A 19,499-nucleotide genomic window follows, 5' to 3' on the forward strand; every position below is an offset into this window, starting at 1 on the left:
GGCACCCCGCGGCGGAGCGCCGTCGGGTCGGCGGCGGCACGGGCCGGTGGGCACGGAGAGGCGGGCGGAACGGTGTACTGGCTGATTCACGACTATCGCGAGGACGATCTCGCGGCGGTGGTCCGTCCGATCGACACCACGGCCGAGCTGTCGGTGTTCTCCCTCGTGGAGTGCATCGGCACGGACATCACCTCGCGCGCCCGCGGTCGAACCCTGCATGCGACCGTCTGAATATCCTTCAATCGTACGGTCGTTGCGGTTTGACACCATTCGGTCGGTGCTCCCTAAATGTGCTCGTCACAGCACGTCAGGTGGGCACCGACCGGACAGGAGGCCCGGCATGGGCACAGTCACCGAACCCGCGGCCCCGGCCGTCGACCTCGCCGACCCCCGCTTCTGGCGGCTGCCCGCCGCCGACCGTGCCGCGGTCTTCGCCGAACTGCGTGCCCTGCCCGCCCCGGTGTACTTCGGCGAGCGCCCCGCCGCCGGCCGCCCGGGCAGCGCCAGGGGCTTCCACGCCCTGGTCCGGCACGCCGACGTGGTCGAGGCCAGCCGCACCCCCGCCGTCTTCCTCAGCGGACCGGGCGTCACCACCCCCGAACCCGCCCGCTGGGTCCGGCTGCTGTTCGGCGACTCCATGGTCAACCTGGACGACCCCCGGCACGCCCAGCTGCGCCGGATCGTCTCCCGGGCGTTCACCCCGCGCCTGATCGCCCGGGTCGAGGACGACATCCGCCGGGTGGCCGCCCAACTGGTCGACGGGGTGGTGCGGCGGCGGCCCGAGGACTTCGTCACCTCGGTCGCCGCCGAACTCCCCTTCCAGGTGATCTGCAACATGATGGGCATCCCCGAGGAGCCCCGCCGCGCCATCCTCGACCAGGTCAACCACGCCTCCGAACACACCGGCGTGGCCCGTCCGCTGCGCAGCCGCATCCGCGTCCCCGGGCGCGGGCTGCGGGCCCTCGCCAGGATGCAGGGCATGGTCGCCGAGCTCGGCCGCGAGCGCCGCCGCCGGCCCACCGACGACCTGATCTCCGCCCTCGTCACCGCCGACGTGGACGGCCGCCGGCTGAGCGGGCGGGAACTCGGCGCCTTCTTCTCCCTGCTGCTGGTCGCCGGCGTCGAGACCACCCGCAACGCGCTCGCCCACGGCCTGCACCTGCTGACCGTCCACCCCGGGCAGCGCGCCCTGCTGCTCGGCGACCTCGACCGCCACCTCGGCGGCGCGGTGGACGAGATCGTCCGCCACTCCACCCCGATCATCCAGTTCCGCCGGACCCTGGCCGCCGACCACGAACTCGGCGGCCCCGGCGGCACCCTGCTGCGCGAGGGCGAGAAGGTGGTGCTCTTCTTCGGTTCCGCCAACCGCGACGAGGCCGTCTTCCCCGACCCGGACGCCTTCGACCTCACCCGCACCCCCAACCCCCACCTCGGCTTCGGCGGCGGCGGCCCGCACTACTGCCTGGGCGCGCACCTCGCGCGGCAGGAGATGAAGGTGCTCTTCCGTGAACTGTTCACCCGGCTCCCCGAGGTGCGCTCGGTCGGTGAGCCGGAGCTGGTCCCGTCCAGCTTCGACCACCGGGTCCGGTCACTGGGGTTCACCTTCTAGGGGGGCCGGGGCTTCCAGGGGGGCCGGGGCGTCCTACCCGCCGGTCGGGATGCCCCGGTCGGCCTTCACCCGCTTCATCGTCAGATGCGAGTTGACCTGCGCGATCCCCGGCAGCCCGGAGAGCACATCGGTGATGAACCGCTCGTACGCGGCGATGTCCGCCACCGCGATCCGCAGCAGATAGTCCGGCTCGCCGAACAGCCGGTGTGCCTCCACCACCTCCGGCAGCTCCGCGACCCGGCGCTCGAACTCCGCCACCGTCTCCCGGTCCTCGTGCCGCATCGTGATCGTCACGAACGGCTGGAAGCCCCGCCCCACCGCCGCCCCGTCCAGCAGCGCCCGGTAGCCGAGGATCGCGCCGTCCTGCTCCAACTGCCGTACCCGGCGCAGGCACGGCGAGGGGGTGAGGTCCACCCGGGCGGCCAGCTCCGCGTTGGTCAGCCGACCCTCCTGCTGGAGCTCGTGGAGGATTCTGCGGTCGATTCGGTCCATGGCGCAACATTCTGCCAAAACCGGGCCCGGAAGGGCATGAAGTGGCCATCGGATGCCAGCCTCATCCGGCTACTGTCAGTGACCGGAAACCGCCCGAACGAGCACGACAGGTCACCGCCCATGGACACCCACGCCCTCCTCCTCTTCCTGGGGGTCGACCTGCTGCTGGTCTGCACCCCCGGCCCGGACTGGCTCTACATAGCCGCCCGCGGTCTCGGCCAGGGCCGCCGCGCCGCCCTCACCGCCGTCGGCGGCGTCTGCGCCGGCTACGCCGTCCACACCCTGCTCTCCAGCGCCGGACTCGCCGCCGCCCTGCGCGCCGTCCCCGCCGCCCTGCCCGTGCTGCGCCTCACCGGCGCCGCCTACCTGCTGGTGCTGGCCGTCACCATGCTGCTCGCCCTCCGCCGGGGCGGTGCCGCGACCGCCCTCGCCGCGCCCCGGCCGCAGCCCACCGCCACCGTGCTGCGCCAGAGCATGCTCACCGCCCTGCTCAATCCCAAGGGCCTGCTGCTCTACCTCTCCCTGGTGCCGCAGTTCGTCGACCCGGCCGCCGCCCTGCCGCTCGGCGGGCAGGTCCTCGTCCTCGGCTCGCTCAACGTGCTGGCCTGCGCCCTGGTCTACGGCCTGGTGGCGCATGCCAGCGGGCGGCTGGGCGGCAGGTTCGGCGGCACTCCGCGGGCGGCCCGTCGGCTGACCGCCGTCTCGGCGGTGCTGCTGATGCTGGTGGCGGGCGTCACGGCGAGCGCCTGAGATCCGGAGCAGAATGCGGGCATGACCGAGCGTTCGTTCCGCCCGCTGCCCGCTGAGCCCGCTGAGCCCGCCGAACCTGCTGAGCCCGGTGGGTCCGGTGGGGCCGGTGGGTCCGGCGGCGACCGGCCCACCGCGGACGCCTGGGCCGCCGTCGGCGGGCCCGCCGGGCTGCTGGACCGGGTCTCGTTCCGCGGCCCCGATGCCGTCCTGGCCTCCGGACTGCCCGTCCGGCAGCTCGCCCGGGCGACCGTCGCCGCCTGCTCGCTCGCCGCCGCCGAACTCGCCGCCCACCGCGACGGCGGCCCCGTTCCCGCCGTCCGGGTGGACCAGGGCGCCGTCGCCACCGCCTTCGTCAGCGAGCGTCACCTCCGGATCGACGGCCGCGCCCCGGTCGGCTTCGCCCCGTTCTCCGGGTTCTGGCAGGCCGCCGACGGCTGGGTCCGCACCCACGCCAACTACCCCCACCACAGGGTCCGGCTGCTCGCCGCCCTCGGCCTGCCCCCGGACACCGCGCCCGAACAGTTCGCCGAGACGCTGCGCGCGCAGTCCGCCGTCCGGATCCAGGAGCGCGCGTACGAGGCGGGGGCGCTCGCCGTCGCCGTCGCACCCCCGGGCGAGTCCACCCACCCCCTGATCGAGTCCCGGACCGTCGACGCCGCCCCCGCCCGCCCGCTGCCCGCCGCCCCGCTGCCCGCCGCCGGCCTCCAAGTCCTCGACCTCACCCGGGTGACCGCCGGCCCCGTCGCCACCCGCACCCTCGCCCTGCTCGGCGCGGACGTGCTGCGGATCGACTCCCCGCACCTGCCCGAGGACGAGGACGCCCACGCCGACACCGGCTTCGGCAAGCGCTCCACCCGCCTCGACCTCACCGACCCCGCCGACCGCGCCGCCTTCGAGGACCTGCTGGCCACGGCCGACGTCGTGGTCAGCGGCTACCGCCCCGGGGCCCTCGACCGCCACGGTCTGGCCCCCGACGCCCTGCTCGAACGCCGACCAGGGCTGATCGTCGCCCAGCTCTGCGCCTGGGGCTGGACCGGCCCGTGGGCCGACCGCCGCGGCTTCGACAGCCTGGTCCAGGCCGGGACCGGCATCGCCGCCCTGACGGCCGCCGCCGACGGCCGCCCTGGCGTCCTCCCCGCCCAGGCCCTCGACCACGGCACCGGCTACCTGATCGCCGCCGCCGTCCTGCGCGCCCTCACCGACCAGCGCACCGGCCGGCCCGGCGGCCGTCACCTGCGGTTCTCGCTGGCCGGCACCGCGTCCTGGCTGGTCCGCGGCATCCGGCCCGAGGAGGGGACGGCCGGGGGCCCGTACGGTCCCGCCCCCTGGCTCGCCGAGACCGGCTCCCCGTACGGGCGGCTGCGCCACGCCCTCCCGCCGATCGCCTACGAGGGCGGCCCCACCGACTGGGCCCGGCCGCCGGGGCGCTGGGGGACGGACGCGGCTGTCTGGCGCTGACGGGCCGCCGGATCCCGGTGCCGGCATCGGGGCCATGACCGCTCACGCGACCGACTGCACCTGGCCCGGCGAGCGGTGCCCGGTCCTGACCGAGATGTACTGCCTGACCGTGGCCGAGGGGCTCGCCGCGGCGGAACTCCTCCGCCGCTCCAGGGCGCTCCCGGTGAGCCGGGCTCGCCGGGTCCGGCTCACCGGCTCCGGTTCGGTGGCGGGCTCAGACGCCGGCCGGGATCTGCTTCGCCCGGCTGCGGACCTGGAAGGCCGTCACGATCTCGATCAGACCGAGGATCACCAGCCAGCACCCGGCGAGGACGGTCAGGGCGGCGATCGAACCGACCGGCCAGATCATCAGCAGCACGCCGGCCAGCGTGTTGGCGACGCCCGCGAAGGCCTGCCAGCCGCGCGCGGGCATGTCCGGGTCGGAGGCCGCGGCGGCGAGCTGGGTGATACCGCGGAACAGCCAGCCGATGCCGATCCAGATCGCCAGCAGCAGCAGCGACTGCACGGCGCTGCGGAAGCAGAGCAGCCCCAGCAGCACGCAGATCGCGCCGCTGATGAAGGCCAGGACGCGCATCGCGGTGGTGGCGTGCGTGCCGAAGGCGGCGACCAGCTGCACGATGCCGATGATCAGCAGGTAGAGGCCGAACAGCACGCCCACCACCAGCAGGGTCTGCTTCGGCCAGACGAAGACGATGATCCCGAGGGCGAGGGAGGCGAGTCCGGCGAGCAGCAGGACCTGCCAGGCGGCCTTGGCGAGCGTTCCGAGCGGTCCGGCGACCGGGGAACCGTCGGGGGTGATGAGTGGGGAGACCACGGTGGCGTACTCCTGATGGCTGGATGGCTGGATGGCTGGATGGCTGGATGGCGGGGGATCGGGGGAGCGGGGTGAGCGGTTGCGGGGGGAAGCGACGGGGCAGGGGACGTCTTTCATGATCGCCACGGGTGCGGGGTTCCGCCCGTCGGATACGCCCGTTCGGGGGACGGCGGGGTCTGTCGAACGGCAGCGGAACTGATTGCTCCTCAGTCACCCGAATGACATCTGCCGCTCACCCGGCGTCGATACCGTCCTGCGGTATGACTTCTGAAGGGTGGGGGACCCCTCCGGTCGAGCCGATCAGCCAGCACTACATCGTCTGCGGGGGCAACGCGCTGGCCCACCGGCTGGTCCTGGAACTCGTCGAGCACTACGAGGTTCCGGTGGTGGTGCTGCTCCCGGACCGCACCCGCGACCATGCGCCGTGGATCGAGCAACTGCCCGGAGTGGCCGCCGTGGTCGAGTGCGCGGGCATCACCGAGGAGGCGCTGCGGGCCGTCCGGGTCGAGACCGCGCGCGGCCTCGCGCTGGTCGACGGCCACGACGAGGAGAACATCCATGCCGCGCTCGGCGCCCAGGGCTGCAACCCGGACATCCGCATCGTGCTCCGGATGTTCAACCAGCGCCTCGGCGAGAACATCCAGCACCTGCTGAAGAACGGCGCCGCGCTCTCCGGCTCCGCCACCGCCGCGCCCGCCTTCGCCGCCGCCGCGCTCTCACGCCCCAACTCCGTCCAGGTCGGCGACCGCTTCCTGCACATCGCCTACGACGGCGACATCGACTCCGGCCGGATCTGCGTGGTCGCCGACCAGATCGACCGACAGGACCTCAGTCGGATCCGCCTGCTGCCCGACCAGGACGGGGACTCGGCCGCGTTCGTCCGGCTGGCCAGGGAGTTCGGCGACGACGGGCCGATCCGTCCCAGTGGTGTCCGGAGACCGCCACCGGCTGCGGAGACCGGGGTGGAGGAGGGCGGGCCCGGGGAGCCGGAGGCGGCGGTCGGTGGGGTGGCGGCCGGCGGGGTGGCGGCTCTGCAGGCGCTGCCCAGCGAGCCGCCGGTCCTGATCGGCTGGTGGCGCCGGCTGCGCTGGCGGCTGCTCGACACGCTGCGCTTCTTCACCAGTGCCCGGCTGCGGCTGGTCCTGATCACGGCACTGGCCGCCGTGCTGCTCGCCTTCGGCCTGCTCTGGTACCTCAACCGGGACTTCGGCTGGTCGCTCTACGTCTCGCTGCTCGACCTGGCCGGTGCCGCCCAGCCCGACCAGCCCGCCGAAGCGACCGCCGGGACCGGCACGGGCGGCGCCTGGCAGCGGGTCGCCCAAGTGGTGATCACCTTCTGCGGCATCACCTTCGCCCCGGTCGCCACCGCCATCATGGTCGAGGTGCTCGGCTCCGGCCGGCGCGGCCAGCCCCGCAACCCCGGCGCCGGTACCCGGGACCACGTCATCGTGTTCGGCCTGGGCAATGTCGGCACCCGGGTCGCCGCCCAACTGCACGGGCTGGGCGTGCCGGTGGTCTGCGTCGAACGCGACCCGCAGGCGCGCGGCATCGCCGCCGTCCGGGCGCTCGGCATCCCGGTGGTGGTCGGCGACGGCCCACTGGAGGAGCAGCTGCGCCGGGCCCGGCTGAAGCACAGCCGGGCCCTGGTCGCGGTCAGCGGCGACGACGCCACCAACCTGGAGGCGGCTCTGGAGGCGCGTCACGGCAAGCCCGGAATCCGGGTGGTGGTACGGCTGTTCAATGACGACTTCGCCCGGCACGTGTACGCCACGCTGGACAACGCGGCGTCCCGGTCGGTCTCCTACCTCGCCGCACCCGCCTTCGCCGCCGCCCTGATGGGGCGCGAAGTGCTCGGCACGCTCTCGGTGTTCCGGCATGTGCTGCTGATCGCCGAACTGCGGGCGGAGGAGGGCGGCGGCCTGGTCGGGATGAACCGGCACGACCTGGAGGACCCGGGCGGTGTCCGGGTGATCGCCGTCCGCCCGGCCGACAGCCCCGGGGCCTGCCGGTGGAACTACGCCGACCGCACCCGGGGGCTGGTGCCCGGCGACCGGATCGTGGTCGCCGCCACCCGGAGCGGGCTCGCCCGAATCAACACGGCGCTGGTGGGGGAGGGCTGACGGGTGGGCGGGTCCGGCGGTAGCCGGTCCGGCGGCCAGCTGACGGGTGACAGGTTTCGGATAACAGATAACAGATGTTGAAATCTGTTATCTGTTATCCGTCATTCGTCGGCCGTCACCTGAAACCCGTCAGCGGTGGGTGAAGGACGGCGGCCGCTTCTCGGCGAAGGCGGCCATGCCCTCCTTCTGGTCGGCGGTGGCGAACGTGGCGTGGAACAGCCGCCGTTCGAACCGGACGCCCTCGGCGAGGGTGGTCTCGAAGGCGCGGTTGACGCTCTCCTTCATCATGATGCTGGCGGGGGTGGACATCGCCGCCACGGTCTCGGCGGTGGCCAGCGCCTCGGCCAGCAGCTGGTCGGCCGGGACGATCCGGGAGACCAGACCGGCCCGCTCGGCCTCCTCGGCGCCCATCATCCGGCCGGTCAGGCAGAGTTCCATCGCCTTGGCCTTGCCGATCGCCCGGGTCAGCCGCTGCGAACCGCCGATGCCCGGGATGACGCCGAGCTTGATCTCCGGCTGCCCGAACTTCGCGGTGTCCGCCGCCAGCAGGATGTCGCAGAGCATCGCCAGCTCGCAGCCGCCGCCCAGCGCGAACCCGGCCACCGCGGCGACCACCGGCTTGCGCAGCTCGCCGAGGCGGTCCCACGGACCCAGCCAGTCGTCCAGGTAGACGCCGGGGAAGGTGTTCCCCTGCATCTCCTTGATGTCGGCGCCGGCCGCGAAGGCCTTCTCCGAGCCGGTGATCACCAGACAGCCGATCTCCGGGTCCCGGTCGAAGGCGGTGGCGGCCGTGACGACCTCGTTCATCAGCTGGGTGTTCAGCGCGTTGAGCGCCTTCGGCCGGTTGAGCGTGATCAGCCCGACCCGTCCCTTGCGCTCGACGAGGATCGTCTCGTAGGTCTCGGTCATCGCCATTGACTCCCATGTCGCTGCTCGGCACCACGCGGGTGCGCCCTGACCACCCAACGATCTACGACACGGGTCGCCTCGCGCCAGTCTTGCCATGCGAGACGGTCGTCACGGGTGCCGGGATCCGGCCGCAGCCCGCGCGGCCGGTCAGAACCGGACGTCGTACCGCCCGGCGGCCTGCTGGACGGCCTCCGGTTTGACCTCGCCCCGGCGGGCCAGCGCGGCGAGCGCGGCCACGGTGACCGACTCGGCGTCCACGCCGAAGTGGCGGCGGGCGGCGGCGCGGCTGTCGGAGAGGCCGAAGCCGTCGGTGCCGAGCGAGGTCCAGTCCTGCTCCACCCAGGGGCGGATCTGGTCCGGCACCGCACGCATCCAGTCGCTGACGGCCAGCACCGGTCCGGGCGCGCCCGCCAGGACCCGGGTCAGGTACGGGACGCGGGCGGTGCCGCCCGTCCCGGCGGCGGCCCCGGCCAGGTTGGCGGCGTCGCAGGCGAGCGCCTCGCGGCGCAGCTCCGTCCAGGACGGCGCCGACCAGACGTCCGCCGCCACCCCCCACTCCTCGCCGAGCAGGCGCTGCGCGGCGAGCGCCCAGTGCACGGCGGTGCCGGAGGCGAGCAGCTGGATCCGGGGCGCGTCCGGCCCCGGGCGGTCGGCCTCGCGGAAGCGGTAGAGGCCACGCAGGATGCCCTCGGTGACGCCCTCGCCCGTGGGTATCGGCGGCTGCGGCCGGGTCTCGTTGTAGACGGTGACGTAGTAGAAGACGTCCTCGCCGTCCGGCCCGTACATCCGGCGCAGGCCCTCGCGCACGATCACCGCGATCTCGTAGGCGAACGCAGGGTCGTAGGAGAGCGCGGCCGGGTTGGTGGAGGCGATCAACTGCGAGTGCCCGTCGGCGTGTTGCAGCCCTTCGCCGGTCATGGTGGTGCGCCCGGCGGTGGCGCCGACCAGGAAGCCCCGGCCCAACTGGTCGGCCAGCGCCCACATCTGGTCGGCGGTGCGCTGCCAGCCGAACATCGAGTAGAAGATGTAGAACGGGATCACCGCCTCGCCGTGGGTGGCGTACGCGGTGGCGGCGGCCGTCAGCGAGGCCATCGAACCGGCCTCGGTGATGCCCTCGTTGAGGATCTGGCCGGTCGCCGACTCCTTGTAGTGCAGCAGTTGGTCGCGGTCCACCGGGTCGTACGTCTGGCCCAGTGGCGAGTAGATGCCGGCGGTGGGGAAGAGCGACTCCATGCCGAAGGTCCGGGCCTCGTCGGGGACGATCGGCACCCAGCGGTGGCCGGTCGCACCGTCCCGCATCAGCTCCTTGACCAGGCGGACGAAGGCCATGGTGGTGGCGATCTCCTGGCTGCCCGAGCCCTTGCGCAGCGCCTCGAACGGCCGGTCGGGCAGCTCGGGCAGCGGGGTGAAGCGCACCCGGCGGGCGGGCGCCGGCCCGCCGAGCGCGGCACGGCGCTCGCGGAGGTAACGGGCCTCGGGGGAGTCCGGTCCCGGGTGTGCGTACGGGACCAGACCCTCGCCCAGCACGCTGTCGGGGATGGGGAGTTCGAGCAGATCGCGCATGGCGCGGAACTCGCTGCCGGAGAGCTTCTTCATCTGGTGGTTGGCGTTGCGGGCCTCGAATCCCGGGCCGAGCGTCCAGCCCTTGACGGTCTGGACCAGCACGACGGTCGGTGCGCCCCGGTGTTCCAGCGCGGCCCGGTACGCCGCGTACACCTTGCGCGGCTCGTGGCCGGCCCGGGAGGTGGCGACGGTCTCCAGCAGGCGCGCGTCGTCCAGGGTGTCGGCGAGAGCGCGCAGCGCGGGGTCGCCCGGCCCGGTGAAGAGGTGGTCGCGCAGATAGCCGGCGTCCGAGGCGGCGTAGGTCTGGAACTGTCCGTCCGGCACCTCGCGCAGCCGGCGGACGAGCGCGCCGGTGGTGTCTCGTGCCAGCAGATCGTCCCAGGCCTCGCCCCAGAGCGATTTGACGACGTGCCAGCCGGCGGCCCGGAACTGCCGCTCCAGCTCCTGCACGATCTTGCCGTTGCCGCGTACCGGGCCGTCCAGCCGCTGGAGGTTGCAGTTGATCACGAAGGTGAGGTTGTCCAGCCCCTCGCGGGAGGCCAGCGCCAGGGCGGCGGTGGCCTCGGGCTCGTCCATCTCGCCGTCCCCGAGGAACGCCCAGACGTGCGATCGGGAGGTGTCCTTGATGCCGCGCGCGGTCAGGTACCGGTTGAACCGGGCCTGGTGGATCGCGGACAGCGGGCCGAGGCCCATCGAGACGGTCGGGAACTCCCAGAACCACGGCAGCCGGCGCGGGTGCGGATACGACGGCAGGCCGCCTCCGCCGGCCTCCTGCCGGAAGCGGTCCAACTGGGCCTCGCCGATGCGTCCTTCGAGAAACGCCCGGGCGTAGATCCCCGGCGAGGCGTGGCCCTGGAGGTAGAGCTGGTCGCCGGAGCCGTCGGTCTCCTTGCCGCGGAAGAAGTGCTGGAAGCCGACCTCGTAGAGCCAGGCGGCGGAGGCGTAGGTGGCCATGTGTCCACCCAGGCCGCCGCGCTGGTTGCCCCTGGTCACCATGGCGGCGGCGTTCCAGCGGTTCCAGGCGGTGATCCGCCGCTCCATCGCCTCGTCGCCGGGGAAGGCCGGTTCGGCGGCGGTCGGGATGGTGTTGACGTACGGGGTCTCCAGCAGCGGCGGCACGTCGAGGCGCCGTAGTTCGGCGTGCTCGACGAGGCGGCGCAGCAGGTGGGCGGCGCGATGCGGTCCGCCGAAGTCGCTGGCGGCGTCCAGCGAGGCGCGCCACTCCGCGACCTCCTCCGGGTCGTGGTCGGGAAGCTGGTCGAGCTGGGACACGGGTGGTTCCCCTTCGCCGGGTGTGCGTCGTTGCCGGGTATGCGTCTGGCGCCGATTCCATGATGTGGAACGGCATTCCTCTCTACGGAAGGTAGGGAGTGTGGATGGGTGAGTCAACCGTTACTGGGCGGTAATGTGAGCGATGATCGATCATTTCTATACGAACTATTATGTCGGGAGGGACCGCGACGAGGCGGAGCCGGGACGCGTCCGGGACGGAGCCGCCCGAGACGCGGCCTACAGCGCCCCGGCGTACTCCAGCACGTGCTCGGCCAGCAGCCGGCCGACCTCCCGGTCCTGCCGGCGGAAGGCCTCGATCAGCGGCCGGTGGTCCGCCGCGTTCTCGTGCAGTTCCGGCCGGACGCGGTGCAGTGACAGGACCGTCCACACCTCCACGCCCAGCCCCTCCCAGGTGCGCAGCAGCACCTCGTTCCCGGCGGCCGCCACGATCTCCCGGTGGAACGCCACCCCGTGCCGGGCCTGCCCGAGGGGGTCGCCCGCCGAGGCCGCCCGCTCCATCAGCTCCGCGTGCCGCTCCAGTGCGGCGGTGTCCCCGCCCAGCCGCTCCACGGCCAGCTCCGCCGCCAGCCGCTCCAGCACCGCCCGTACCTCGTACACCTCGCGCAGCTCGGCCGGGCTGATCTCGCGGACCCGCACGCCCCGGTTGGGCTCCGAGTCCAGCAGGCCCAGCGCCTGGAGCGCCCGCAGCGCCTCCCGCACCGGGGCCTGGCTGACGTTCAGCTCGGCCGCCAGCCGCCGCTCCACGATCCGGTCGCCCGGCTGCCACCGCCCGCTCATCAGCCCGTCCAGCAGCAGCCCGCGCACCTGCTCGCCGAGCGGCACCCGCGACAGCGGATCGCCGTCGTCCGGCAGCTGCTGGTGGACCGGGTGGCCGGGCGTCATACGGGCTCCTGCGGGGAGGGGTGCGGGCGGCCAGCGTACCGGGGCGGGCCGGCGTACCGGGGCGGTCGGGGCGCCGGGGCGACCGGCTCAGGCCAGGCCCAGCTCGTCGTCCTCGCGCGGGGCGAAGTGGCGGGCGACCTCCGCGTCCGTGACGGCGGACAGGTCCGCCGGGGACCAGTGCGGGTCGCGGTCCTTGTCGACGACCTGGGCGCGGATGCCCTCGACCAGGTCGTGGCCGGCCAGGGCCGCGCAGGAGATCCGGTACTCCTGGTCCAGCACCGCCTCCAGGGACGGCAGCGTACGGGCCCGGCGCAGGGCGGCGAGGGTGACCTTGACGGCCGTCGGCGAGTTGGCGAGCAGCTGCTCGGCGGCCTCCTTGGCCTCCGGGACGCCGGTGCCGAACAGCCGCTCGACGATCTCCTCGACGGTGTCGGCGGCGTAGCAGGCGTCGATCCACTCCCGCTGCGCCGCCAGCGCGGCCGGCGGCGCGGGTTCGGCGTGCGCGGCGACCGCGCCGGTGAGGTCGCGGGGGTCGGTGAGCCCGGCACGCTCGGTGAGCCCGGAACGCTCGGTGAGGCCGGCGAGCTCGGCGAGCAGGGCCGGGACGTGCTCCGAGGGGACGAAGTGGTCCGCGAAGCCGCAGAGCAGTGCGTCGCCGGGGCCCATCGAGGCCGAGGTGAGTCCGAGGTGGGTGCCCAACTCGCCCGGGGCGCTCGCCAGCAGGCGGCTGCCGCCGACGTCCGGCACCAGGCCGATCCGGGTCTCGGGCATCGCCACGGTGGAGCGCTCGGTGACGATCCGCACCGCGCCGTGCGCGGAGAGGCCGACGCCGCCGCCCATGGTGATGCCGTCCATCACCGCGACGTACGGCTTCGGGTAGCGGGCGATCAGCGCGTTGAGCCGGTACTCGTCCCGGAAGAACGCCCGCGAACCGGCCCCGCCCGCCTTGGCGTCGTCGTGGATCGCGCGGATGTCCGCCCCCGCGCAGAGCCCGCGCTCGCCCGCGCCGGTCAGCACCACGGCGCGTACGGTGTCGTCCGCCGCCCAGCCGTCCAGCGCCTCCCGGACGGCGGTGACCATGCCGTGGGTGAGCGAGTTGAGCGCCCTCGGCCGGTCGAGCACGATCCGCCCGGTCCCGCCGTCCCGGTAGACCTGCACCTCTGCGCTCATCGGGCCTGCTCCCGTTCGTCGTTGGTCGTTCGTGGTCGGCCGTCGTTCGTCCGAAGATCCTGCCGCCACCGTACTGGGCGAGGCGAGCGGGGGGGAGCGAAAGGGCGGTACCGGGTTCCGGTACCGCCCTTTCGCTCCCCCCGCTCGCACAGTGGTTGCGCGTGCGGTGTCGGACCAGGCCCTACGGCATGACCCGGCCCGTCACCTCGCCGAAGCCGACGACGCTGCCGTCGGGGCCCGGGGCGGTGGCGGTGATGGCGACCTCGTCGCCGTTCTCCAGGAACGTGCGGGTGGTGCCGTCGGGGAGCTTGAGCGGCTCCTCGCCGTTCCAGGTCAGCTCGATCAGCGCGCCGCGGGTGTCCACCTCGGGGCCGCTGACGGTGCCGGAGGCGAAGAGGTCCCCGGTGCGCAGCGAGGCGCCGTTGGCCGTCATATGGGCGAGCTGCTGGGCGGCCGTCCAGTACATCGAGGCGAACGGCGGGCGGGAGACCGGGTGCCCGTTCAGCCGGATCTCCATCGCGAGGTCCAGGCCCCAGGGTTCGCCGTCCCGGTCGTCCAGGTAGGGGAGCGGGTCGACGTCCCGGGTGGGCGGGGTGACCCGGGCGTGCTCCAGGGCCTCCAGCGGGACGATCCACGGCGAGACCGAGGTCGCGAAGGACTTGCCGAGGAACGGGCCGAGCGGCACGTACTCCCAGCCCTGGATGTCCCGCGCGGACCAGTCGTTGACCAGGCAGACGCCGAACACGTGCTCGCGGAAGCCGTCCAGGGTGACGGGTGTACCGAGGGCGGACGGGGTGCCGACGACGAAGCCGACCTCGGCCTCGATGTCCAGCCGGCGGGTCGGGCCGAACGAGGGCGCCGCGTCGGCGGGCGCCTTGCGCTGCCCGTGCGGACGGACCACCGGAGTGCCGGAGACGACCACCGTGCCGGCCCGGCCGTGGTAACCGATCGGCAGGTGCTTCCAGTTGGGGGTGAGCGGGTCCGAGCCGGGGCGGAAGATCCGGCCCAGGTTGGTGGCGTGGTGCTCGGAGGCGTAGAAGTCGACGTAGTCGGCGACCTCGAACGGCAGGTGCAGCTCCACCTCGGCCAGCGGCAGCAGCAGCGGCGAGAGCGCGTCCCGGTACGACTCGTCGGTGAGCCATTCGGTCAGCTCGGCGCGCACCCGCGTCCAGACCGGGCGCCCGGCGCCCAGCAGCGGGTTGAGCGAGTCGGCGTCCAGCAGGACGGACGGCGCCCCGGCCGCGCGGGCGGCGGCCCCGGCGTCGAGGACGAACTCCCCGACGCGGACACCGATCCGTCGCCGGTCCGGCTGGTCGGCTGCGGTGAAGACGCCGTACGGCAGGTTGTGCACGCCGAACGGCGAGTCCTGTGCGCCGGCGAGCCAGCTGCGGGGGGTGGTCAACGCTCCTCCTGGGGCAGTGGACTGGGCGACAGCAGGCCGAGCCCGGCCAGGTCGTCCAGGGGTTCGGCGATGCTGCAGGTGCCGAACGCGGTGAACGAGTTCCTGATCACCGTAACCTGATGTCCGGTCAACTCGCCGACGGCCTTGGCCAGGGTCGCGCCGGAGCGCTCCGCCAGCACCTCGGCGGCGGCCGCCCGGTCGGTCTCCCGCGCGGCCAGCAGGACGTTCAGGAAGCCGTGGTGCTCGAAGCCGGTGACCGGGTCGGTGTGCCGCACGGCGTGGTGCAGCCCGGCGGTGCACTTGTACGGCAGCCCGCGCCGGGCGCAGCCGGTCAGGAAGCCGGCCAGCTCGTCCTCGTCCGGGAAGGCGCCGGCCACCAGCCCGCCGGTGCGGAACTTCGCCCGGTACGGGCTGTCCACGAGGATGTCCAGGGTCTCGTCCAGGCCGTCGCCGCGCAGGAGTTCGCGCGGCAGCTCGACGGCGGCCGGGACGTCCGGGGGCAGCAGCAGGTCGAGCGCGGCGACGGCCTCGCGGGCGTCGCGGGTGGCCAGTTCGACGCCCGCGACCTCGAAGGGCGCGGCGGCCGCGAGGGCCGGGCCGAGCTCGGCACTGCCCCCCGGCAGTACGAGCCCGACCCGCAGGGCGCCGCCGGATCCGGCGGCCGCCCCGGCCAACTCGCCCAGCCGGCCCGCTCCGCAGAGGAGCGGGCCGACCGCGTCGGCGTACCAGGCGGCACGGTACGCACGATGGGCGGGCACCGCCTCGGCGACCGGCAGGTTCCCCGGCGGGAACACCGCCGCGTCGTCGAAGAGGCCGCGGAACAGCTCGGGGACCGCGCTCATCGCCCGGGCCCCCGGCCCGACCAGGTCCAGGCGTAGTTGCCGTCCTCGCTCGCCCGGCCGCCCTCGCCCAGCTCCAGTGGCCGGAACGTGTCCACCATGACGGCGAGTTCGTCGAAGAACTCCACACCGATGCTGCGCTCGTAGGCGCCCGGCTGTGGGCCGTGGGTGTGGCCGCCGGGGTGCAGCGAGATCGAGCCCTGGCCGATGCCCGAGCCCTTGCGGGCCGCGTAGTCGCCGCCGCAGTAGAACATGACCTCGTCGCTGTCCACATTGGAGTGGTAGTACGGGACGGGGATGGAGAGCGGGTGGTAGTCCACCTTGCGGGGAACGAAGTTGCAGATCACGAACCCGTTGCCCTCGAACACCTGATGGGCCGGCGGCGGCTGGTGGATCCGTCCGGTGATCGGCTCGTAGTCGCGGATGTTGAAGGCGTAGGGATAGAGGCAGCCGTCCCAGCCGACCACGTCGAACGGGTGGTGCGGGACGGTGTACCGGGTGCCCGCGACGCCGTTCGGGCCGCGGTGCTTGACCAGCACGTCGACGTCGCCGGCGGTGTCCGCCAGCAGCGGGCCGGCCGGGCCGCGCAGATCCCGCTCGCAGTACGGCGCGTGCTCCAGCAGCTGCCCGTACTTGGAGAGGTACCGCTTCACCGGGGTGATGTGGCTGTTCGCCTCGATGCAGTACGCGCGCAACGGCTCGTCGCCGGCCGGCACCCAGCGGTGCGTGGTGGCGCGGGGGATGACCACGTAGTCGCCCTGGCCCACCTCCAGCGCGCCGAAGACCGTCTCGACCGTGCCCGAGCCGGACTCCACGTACACGCACTCGTCGCCGAGACCGTTGCGGTACAGCTCGCTGGGGGCCCCGGCGGCGACGTACGAGATCCGCACGTCGCCGTTGCCGAGGACCAGCCGACGGCTGCCGACCACGTCCGCGGACTTCCACTCCTGGTCCGCGAACAGCTCGTGCAGCCTGAGGTGGCGGGGGAGCAGGGGGTGGTTGGGCACCGTGGACTGGTCCGGCAGCTCCCACGGCACGGCGTTCACGACGGCTGAGGGGATGCCCCGGTGGTAGAGCAGCGAGGAGTCCGAGGAGAACCCCTCCTCGCCCATCAACTCCTCGTAGTACAGCCCGCCTTCGGGTGTGCGGTGCTGGGTGTGACGCTTGGGCGGGATGCTGCCCAGCTGCCGGTAGTACGCCATCGTCCTGCTCCTCCTGGGCCGTTCGTCGGTTCCGCTCCGATCAGGGGTGTCGATCAGAGGTTGCCGCGGCGGTCCTGCTCGCGCTCCAGGGATTCGAAGAGCGCCTTGAAGTTGCCCTTCCCGAAGCCGAGCGAGCCATGCCGCTCGATGAACTCGAAGAACACGGTCGGCCGGTCGCCCTGGGGCTTGGTGAAGATCTGCAGCAGGTAGCCGTCCTCGTCCCGGTCGACCAGGATGCCGCGCTTCTTCAGCTCCTCGACCTCGACCCGGACCTTGCCGATCCGGGCACGGAGCTCCGGGTCGTCGTAGTACGAGTCGGGGGTGGAGAGGAACTCCACGCCGTTGGCCCGCAGGATGTCGACGGTGCTGAGGATGTCGTTGGTGGCGAGCGCCAGGTGCTGGCAGCCCGGGCCGCCGTAGAACTCCAGGTACTCGTCGATCTGCGACTTCTTCTTGGCGATGGCCGGCTCGTTGAGCGGGAACTTCACCCGGTGGTTGCCGCTCGCCACGACCTTGGACATCAGCGCCGAGTAGTCGGTGGCGATGTCGTCGCCGACGAACTCGGCCATGTTCACGAAGCCCATGACCCGGTTGTAGAACGCCACCCACTCGTCCATCTTGCCGAGTTCGACGTTGCCGACGGCGTGGTCCAGCGCCTGGAAGAACCGCTTCGGCTGCCCGGCGGGGCGGGTCACCCGGGTCTCGGCGGCCACGTAGCCCGGCAGGTACGGGCCGTGGTAGCGGGAGCGGTCGATCAGGGAGTGCCGGGTCTCGCCGTAGGTGGCGATCGCGGCGCGGCGCACGGTGCCGTGCTCGTCGGAGACGTCGTTCGGCTCCTCCAGCACGGTGGCGCCCTGGGCGCGGGCGTGCGCGATGCACTTGTCGACGTCCGGCACCTCCAGCGCCAGGTCGACGATGCCGTCGCCGTGCCGGCGGTGGTGGTCCAGCAGTGGGCTGTCCGGGGCGACACCGCCCTTGATCACGAACCGGCAGGAGCCGGAGCGCAGCACGAAGGACTTGCGGTCGCGGCGGCCGTTCTCGGGGCCGGAGTAGGCCACCAGCTCCATGCCGAACACGGCCTGGTAGAAGTGGGCCGTCTGGGTCGCGTTGCCCACCACGAAGACGACGGCGTCCTGGGCGATGACCGGGAACGGGTCCGTGGCGGGGTCGTGCTCGACGAGGCCGACGAGGCGGCGCAGCTGCTCGGCGTCGAGACCGGCCTCGCGTTCCTCAGGGGTCAGCTCAAGGGTGTGGGACTGCGGGGTCATCGGTCGTTCCTCCACATCGAGGCCTCGGCTCTGAGGCATCCGCTTGAGGCGGCCGCGCCGCAGGGGTGGCGGTGCGGCTGAGCGGAGAGCTTGCTCCTGTCTGGGGCGTTGGGCAACAGGTCGGGATTTCACTGTTCAATGTGTACAACGTGATCAGAGAATCCAGGGTCCGGCTGCACAAAGTGCACTGCCGTTCGGGGTGGTTTCACGAGGTCTGCATAACCGGGCCGGAGGGGGCGGGACCGTCAGGGGTGGTGGGGTGGGCGGGGTCGGTGGGGCCCGCAGGGTCGCCGGGGGAGGCGAGCGGGTCGGGGAGGCGGCGCAGGAACCAGTCCCGGGCCAGCTCGGCGACCCGGTCCAGGGTGCCCGGCTCCTCGAACAGGTGGCCGGCGTGCGGCACCAGCACCAGTTCACTCTCGCAGCGCAGCCGTGCCCGCGCCTGCCGGTTCAGGTCGATCACCGCGCCGTCCCGGGCGCCGACGATCAGCAGGGTCGGCGCGGTGGTACGGGCGAGGTCCGCGGCTGCGGCGAGATCCGGTCGCCCGCCCCGGGAGACCACGGCCCGCACGCGGTCGCCCAGCCGGGCCGCCGCCCAGAGCGCGGCGGCGGCGCCGGTGCTGGCGCCGAACAGGCCGAGCGGGAGACCGAGGGTCGCCTGCTGCCGGGGGATCCGCAGGGCCACGGCGGTCAGCCGGGCGCCCAGCAGCTCCACGTCGAACACGTTCCGACGGTCCGGCTCCTCGTCCTCGGTGAGCAGGTCGAACAGCAGCGTGGCCAGGCCCGCCCGGTTGAGGAAGGCAGCCACCTGGCGGTTGCGCGGGCTGTGTCGGCCGCTGCCGCTGCCGTGCGCGAACACCACGACGCCGCTCGCGGCGGCCGGCACGGTCAGCCGGCCCGCCAGCTCGACGCCGTCGGCCGCCAGGGTCAGCTCGCGGTCCACCGCGGCGGTGGCGGGCGGGGGCGCGGCCCTGGCCTCGGCGAGGTGGCGCAGCACCTCGGCGTCCTCGGTCTGCGTGAAGTCGCCGTAGAACTCGCCGATCGCGAAGAACGGGGACGGCGTGCCCACGCAGATCAGTTCGTCGGCGGCCCCGGCGAGCCGGTCCGTCCAGTCCTCGGGTGCCACCGGGACGGCCAGGACCACCCGGGCCGCCCCCCTGGCCCGGACGATCAGGCAGGCCGCCCGGGCGGTGGAGCCGGTGGCGATGCCGTCGTCGACCACGACCACGGTGCGCCCGTGCAGGTCGGCGGGCGGCCGGTCGCCCCGGTAGCGGCGGGCCCGGCGCTCCAGCTCGGCGCGCTCCCGCTCCTCGACCCGGGTCAGCTGCGCGGAGGTGACGCCGGCGAGTCGCAGCACCTGTTCGTTGAGCACCCGGACGCCGTCCTCGCCGATCGCGCCCATGCCCAGCTCGGGCTGGGACGGCACACCGAGCTTGCGGATCACGCAGATGTCGAGCGGGGCGCCCAGGGACGCCGCCACCTCGGCGGCCACGGGCACCCCGCCGCGCGGCAGGGCCACCACGACGGTGTCGGGGCCGCGCAGATGGCTCAGGTGGGCGGCCAGCCGGCGGCCCGCGTCGGTGCGGTCGGTGAAGTGGGTACCGGTGACGTGCATGGCGCGGCCTCCGAGTTCCACCGTACGTCGGCGGGCGGGGCACGTGGGTGGTGGAGGGCGCGGGCGGGGAAGGGGTAACAGCGAACGGGACTCGCTCTGCTGATCACCCTCCCCCT

At 73.4% G+C, this 19,499-nt stretch carries 16 protein-coding genes; 5 read left to right on the top strand and 11 right to left on the bottom strand.

What is annotated here, in order from left to right; translation table 11 throughout:
* Positions 1-72: 72 nt before the first annotated feature.
* Positions 73-231: a hypothetical protein gene (locus AB0P06_RS02785; protein WP_363604551.1), complete on the top strand. Its 159-nt coding sequence runs from the start codon at positions 73-75 to the stop codon at positions 229-231.
* A 109-nt stretch (positions 232-340) separates the two neighbouring features.
* A complete protein-coding gene (locus AB0P06_RS02790) occupies positions 341-1,609 on the top strand; it encodes a cytochrome P450 (protein WP_363604552.1) in 1,269 nt (422 codons plus the stop codon).
* A gap of 33 nt (positions 1,610-1,642) precedes the next feature.
* Here AB0P06_RS02790 and AB0P06_RS02795 read toward each other — a convergent pair whose 3' ends face one another.
* The gene (locus AB0P06_RS02795) at positions 1,643-2,101 is read right to left on the bottom strand and encodes an Lrp/AsnC family transcriptional regulator (protein WP_363604553.1); all 459 of its coding nucleotides are present in this window, start codon (positions 2,099-2,101) and stop codon (positions 1,643-1,645) included.
* A 120-nt stretch (positions 2,102-2,221) separates the two neighbouring features.
* Between AB0P06_RS02795 and AB0P06_RS02800 the strand changes: the two genes are divergently transcribed.
* Positions 2,222-2,851, top strand: coding sequence for a LysE family translocator (locus AB0P06_RS02800; protein WP_363604554.1), 630 nt, complete (start codon positions 2,222-2,224; stop codon positions 2,849-2,851).
* Between the two features lie 21 nt (positions 2,852-2,872).
* Positions 2,873-4,309 carry a CoA transferase gene (locus AB0P06_RS02805; RefSeq protein ID WP_363604555.1) on the top strand — a complete coding sequence of 479 codons (1,437 nt, stop codon included), beginning with the start codon at positions 2,873-2,875 and terminating at the stop codon, positions 4,307-4,309.
* A 214-nt stretch (positions 4,310-4,523) separates the two neighbouring features.
* On the opposite strand, the gene AB0P06_RS02810 is transcribed toward AB0P06_RS02805, so the two are convergent.
* Positions 4,524-5,123, bottom strand: a complete 600-nt coding sequence (locus AB0P06_RS02810) for a DUF308 domain-containing protein (protein WP_363604557.1) — start codon at positions 5,121-5,123, stop codon at positions 4,524-4,526.
* A 260-nt stretch (positions 5,124-5,383) separates the two neighbouring features.
* Here AB0P06_RS02810 and AB0P06_RS02815 point away from each other — a divergent pair, with 260 nt between their 5' ends.
* Entirely contained in the window at positions 5,384-7,243 is a 1,860-nt protein-coding gene (locus tag AB0P06_RS02815; RefSeq protein ID WP_363604559.1) for an NAD-binding protein, read from the top strand.
* Between the two features lie 129 nt (positions 7,244-7,372).
* Here AB0P06_RS02815 and AB0P06_RS02820 read toward each other — a convergent pair whose 3' ends face one another.
* The 9 genes from AB0P06_RS02820 to AB0P06_RS02860 form a co-directional block, all read right to left on the bottom strand.
* Complete coding sequence (locus AB0P06_RS02820; protein WP_363604561.1) at positions 7,373-8,152, bottom strand: enoyl-CoA hydratase; 780 nt, start codon at positions 8,150-8,152, stop codon at positions 7,373-7,375.
* Positions 8,153-8,299: 147 nt separating this feature from the next.
* A complete protein-coding gene (gene aceE / locus AB0P06_RS02825; protein WP_363604562.1) occupies positions 8,300-10,987 on the bottom strand; it encodes a pyruvate dehydrogenase (acetyl-transferring), homodimeric type in 2,688 nt (895 codons plus the stop codon).
* Between the two features lie 237 nt (positions 10,988-11,224).
* Entirely contained in the window at positions 11,225-11,890 is a 666-nt protein-coding gene (locus tag AB0P06_RS02830) for a GntR family transcriptional regulator (protein WP_363604564.1), read from the bottom strand.
* Between the two features lie 87 nt (positions 11,891-11,977).
* Entirely contained in the window at positions 11,978-13,060 is a 1,083-nt protein-coding gene (locus tag AB0P06_RS02835) for an enoyl-CoA hydratase/isomerase family protein (RefSeq protein WP_363604566.1), read from the bottom strand.
* A 181-nt stretch (positions 13,061-13,241) separates the two neighbouring features.
* Positions 13,242-14,462: a fumarylacetoacetase gene (gene fahA, locus AB0P06_RS02840; protein ID WP_363604568.1), complete on the bottom strand. Its 1,221-nt coding sequence runs from the start codon at positions 14,460-14,462 to the stop codon at positions 13,242-13,244.
* Positions 14,459-15,304: a hypothetical protein gene (locus AB0P06_RS02845; RefSeq protein ID WP_363604570.1), complete on the bottom strand. Its 846-nt coding sequence runs from the start codon at positions 15,302-15,304 to the stop codon at positions 14,459-14,461. Before AB0P06_RS02845 ends, fahA begins: the two co-directional genes overlap by 4 nt.
* Positions 15,301-16,503, bottom strand: coding sequence for a cupin domain-containing protein (locus AB0P06_RS02850; RefSeq protein WP_363604571.1), 1,203 nt, complete (start codon positions 16,501-16,503; stop codon positions 15,301-15,303). Before AB0P06_RS02850 ends, AB0P06_RS02845 begins: the two co-directional genes overlap by 4 nt.
* A 53-nt stretch (positions 16,504-16,556) precedes the next feature.
* Positions 16,557-17,771 carry a 4-hydroxyphenylpyruvate dioxygenase gene (gene hppD / locus AB0P06_RS02855; protein WP_363604572.1) on the bottom strand — a complete coding sequence of 405 codons (1,215 nt, stop codon included), beginning with the start codon at positions 17,769-17,771 and terminating at the stop codon, positions 16,557-16,559.
* Between the two features lie 205 nt (positions 17,772-17,976).
* Positions 17,977-19,383, bottom strand: a complete 1,407-nt coding sequence (locus tag AB0P06_RS02860) for an alpha/beta family hydrolase (protein ID WP_363604573.1) — start codon at positions 19,381-19,383, stop codon at positions 17,977-17,979.
* Between the last annotated feature and the right edge of the window lie 116 nt (positions 19,384-19,499).

The sequence above is a fragment of the Kitasatospora sp. NPDC088351 genome, assembly GCF_040685575.1.
Taxonomy (GTDB): domain Bacteria; phylum Actinomycetota; class Actinomycetes; order Streptomycetales; family Streptomycetaceae; genus Kitasatospora.

What these genes read in the sequence shown, in the direction of transcription:
- AB0P06_RS02830 (WP_363604564.1), bottom strand. Translation starts at nt 11,890, where the DNA reads ATGACGCCCGGCCACCCGGTCCACCAGCAGCTGCCGGACGACGGCGAT.
- AB0P06_RS02815 (WP_363604559.1), top strand. Translation starts at nt 5,384, where the DNA reads ATGACTTCTGAAGGGTGGGGGACCCCTCCGGTCGAGCCGATCAGCCAG.
- AB0P06_RS02835 (WP_363604566.1), bottom strand. Translation starts at nt 13,060, where the DNA reads ATGAGCGCAGAGGTGCAGGTCTACCGGGACGGCGGGACCGGGCGGATC.
- AB0P06_RS02795 (WP_363604553.1), bottom strand. Translation starts at nt 2,101, where the DNA reads ATGGACCGAATCGACCGCAGAATCCTCCACGAGCTCCAGCAGGAGGGT.
- hppD (WP_363604572.1), bottom strand. Translation starts at nt 17,771, where the DNA reads ATGACCCCGCAGTCCCACACCCTTGAGCTGACCCCTGAGGAACGCGAG.
- AB0P06_RS02860 (WP_363604573.1), bottom strand. Translation starts at nt 19,383, where the DNA reads ATGCACGTCACCGGTACCCACTTCACCGACCGCACCGACGCGGGCCGC.
- AB0P06_RS02790 (WP_363604552.1), top strand. Translation starts at nt 341, where the DNA reads ATGGGCACAGTCACCGAACCCGCGGCCCCGGCCGTCGACCTCGCCGAC.
- AB0P06_RS02845 (WP_363604570.1), bottom strand. Translation starts at nt 15,304, where the DNA reads ATGAGCGCGGTCCCCGAGCTGTTCCGCGGCCTCTTCGACGACGCGGCG.
- AB0P06_RS02820 (WP_363604561.1), bottom strand. Translation starts at nt 8,152, where the DNA reads ATGACCGAGACCTACGAGACGATCCTCGTCGAGCGCAAGGGACGGGTC.
- AB0P06_RS02850 (WP_363604571.1), bottom strand. Translation starts at nt 16,503, where the DNA reads ATGGCGTACTACCGGCAGCTGGGCAGCATCCCGCCCAAGCGTCACACC.
- AB0P06_RS02800 (WP_363604554.1), top strand. Translation starts at nt 2,222, where the DNA reads ATGGACACCCACGCCCTCCTCCTCTTCCTGGGGGTCGACCTGCTGCTG.
- AB0P06_RS02805 (WP_363604555.1), top strand. Translation starts at nt 2,873, where the DNA reads ATGACCGAGCGTTCGTTCCGCCCGCTGCCCGCTGAGCCCGCTGAGCCC.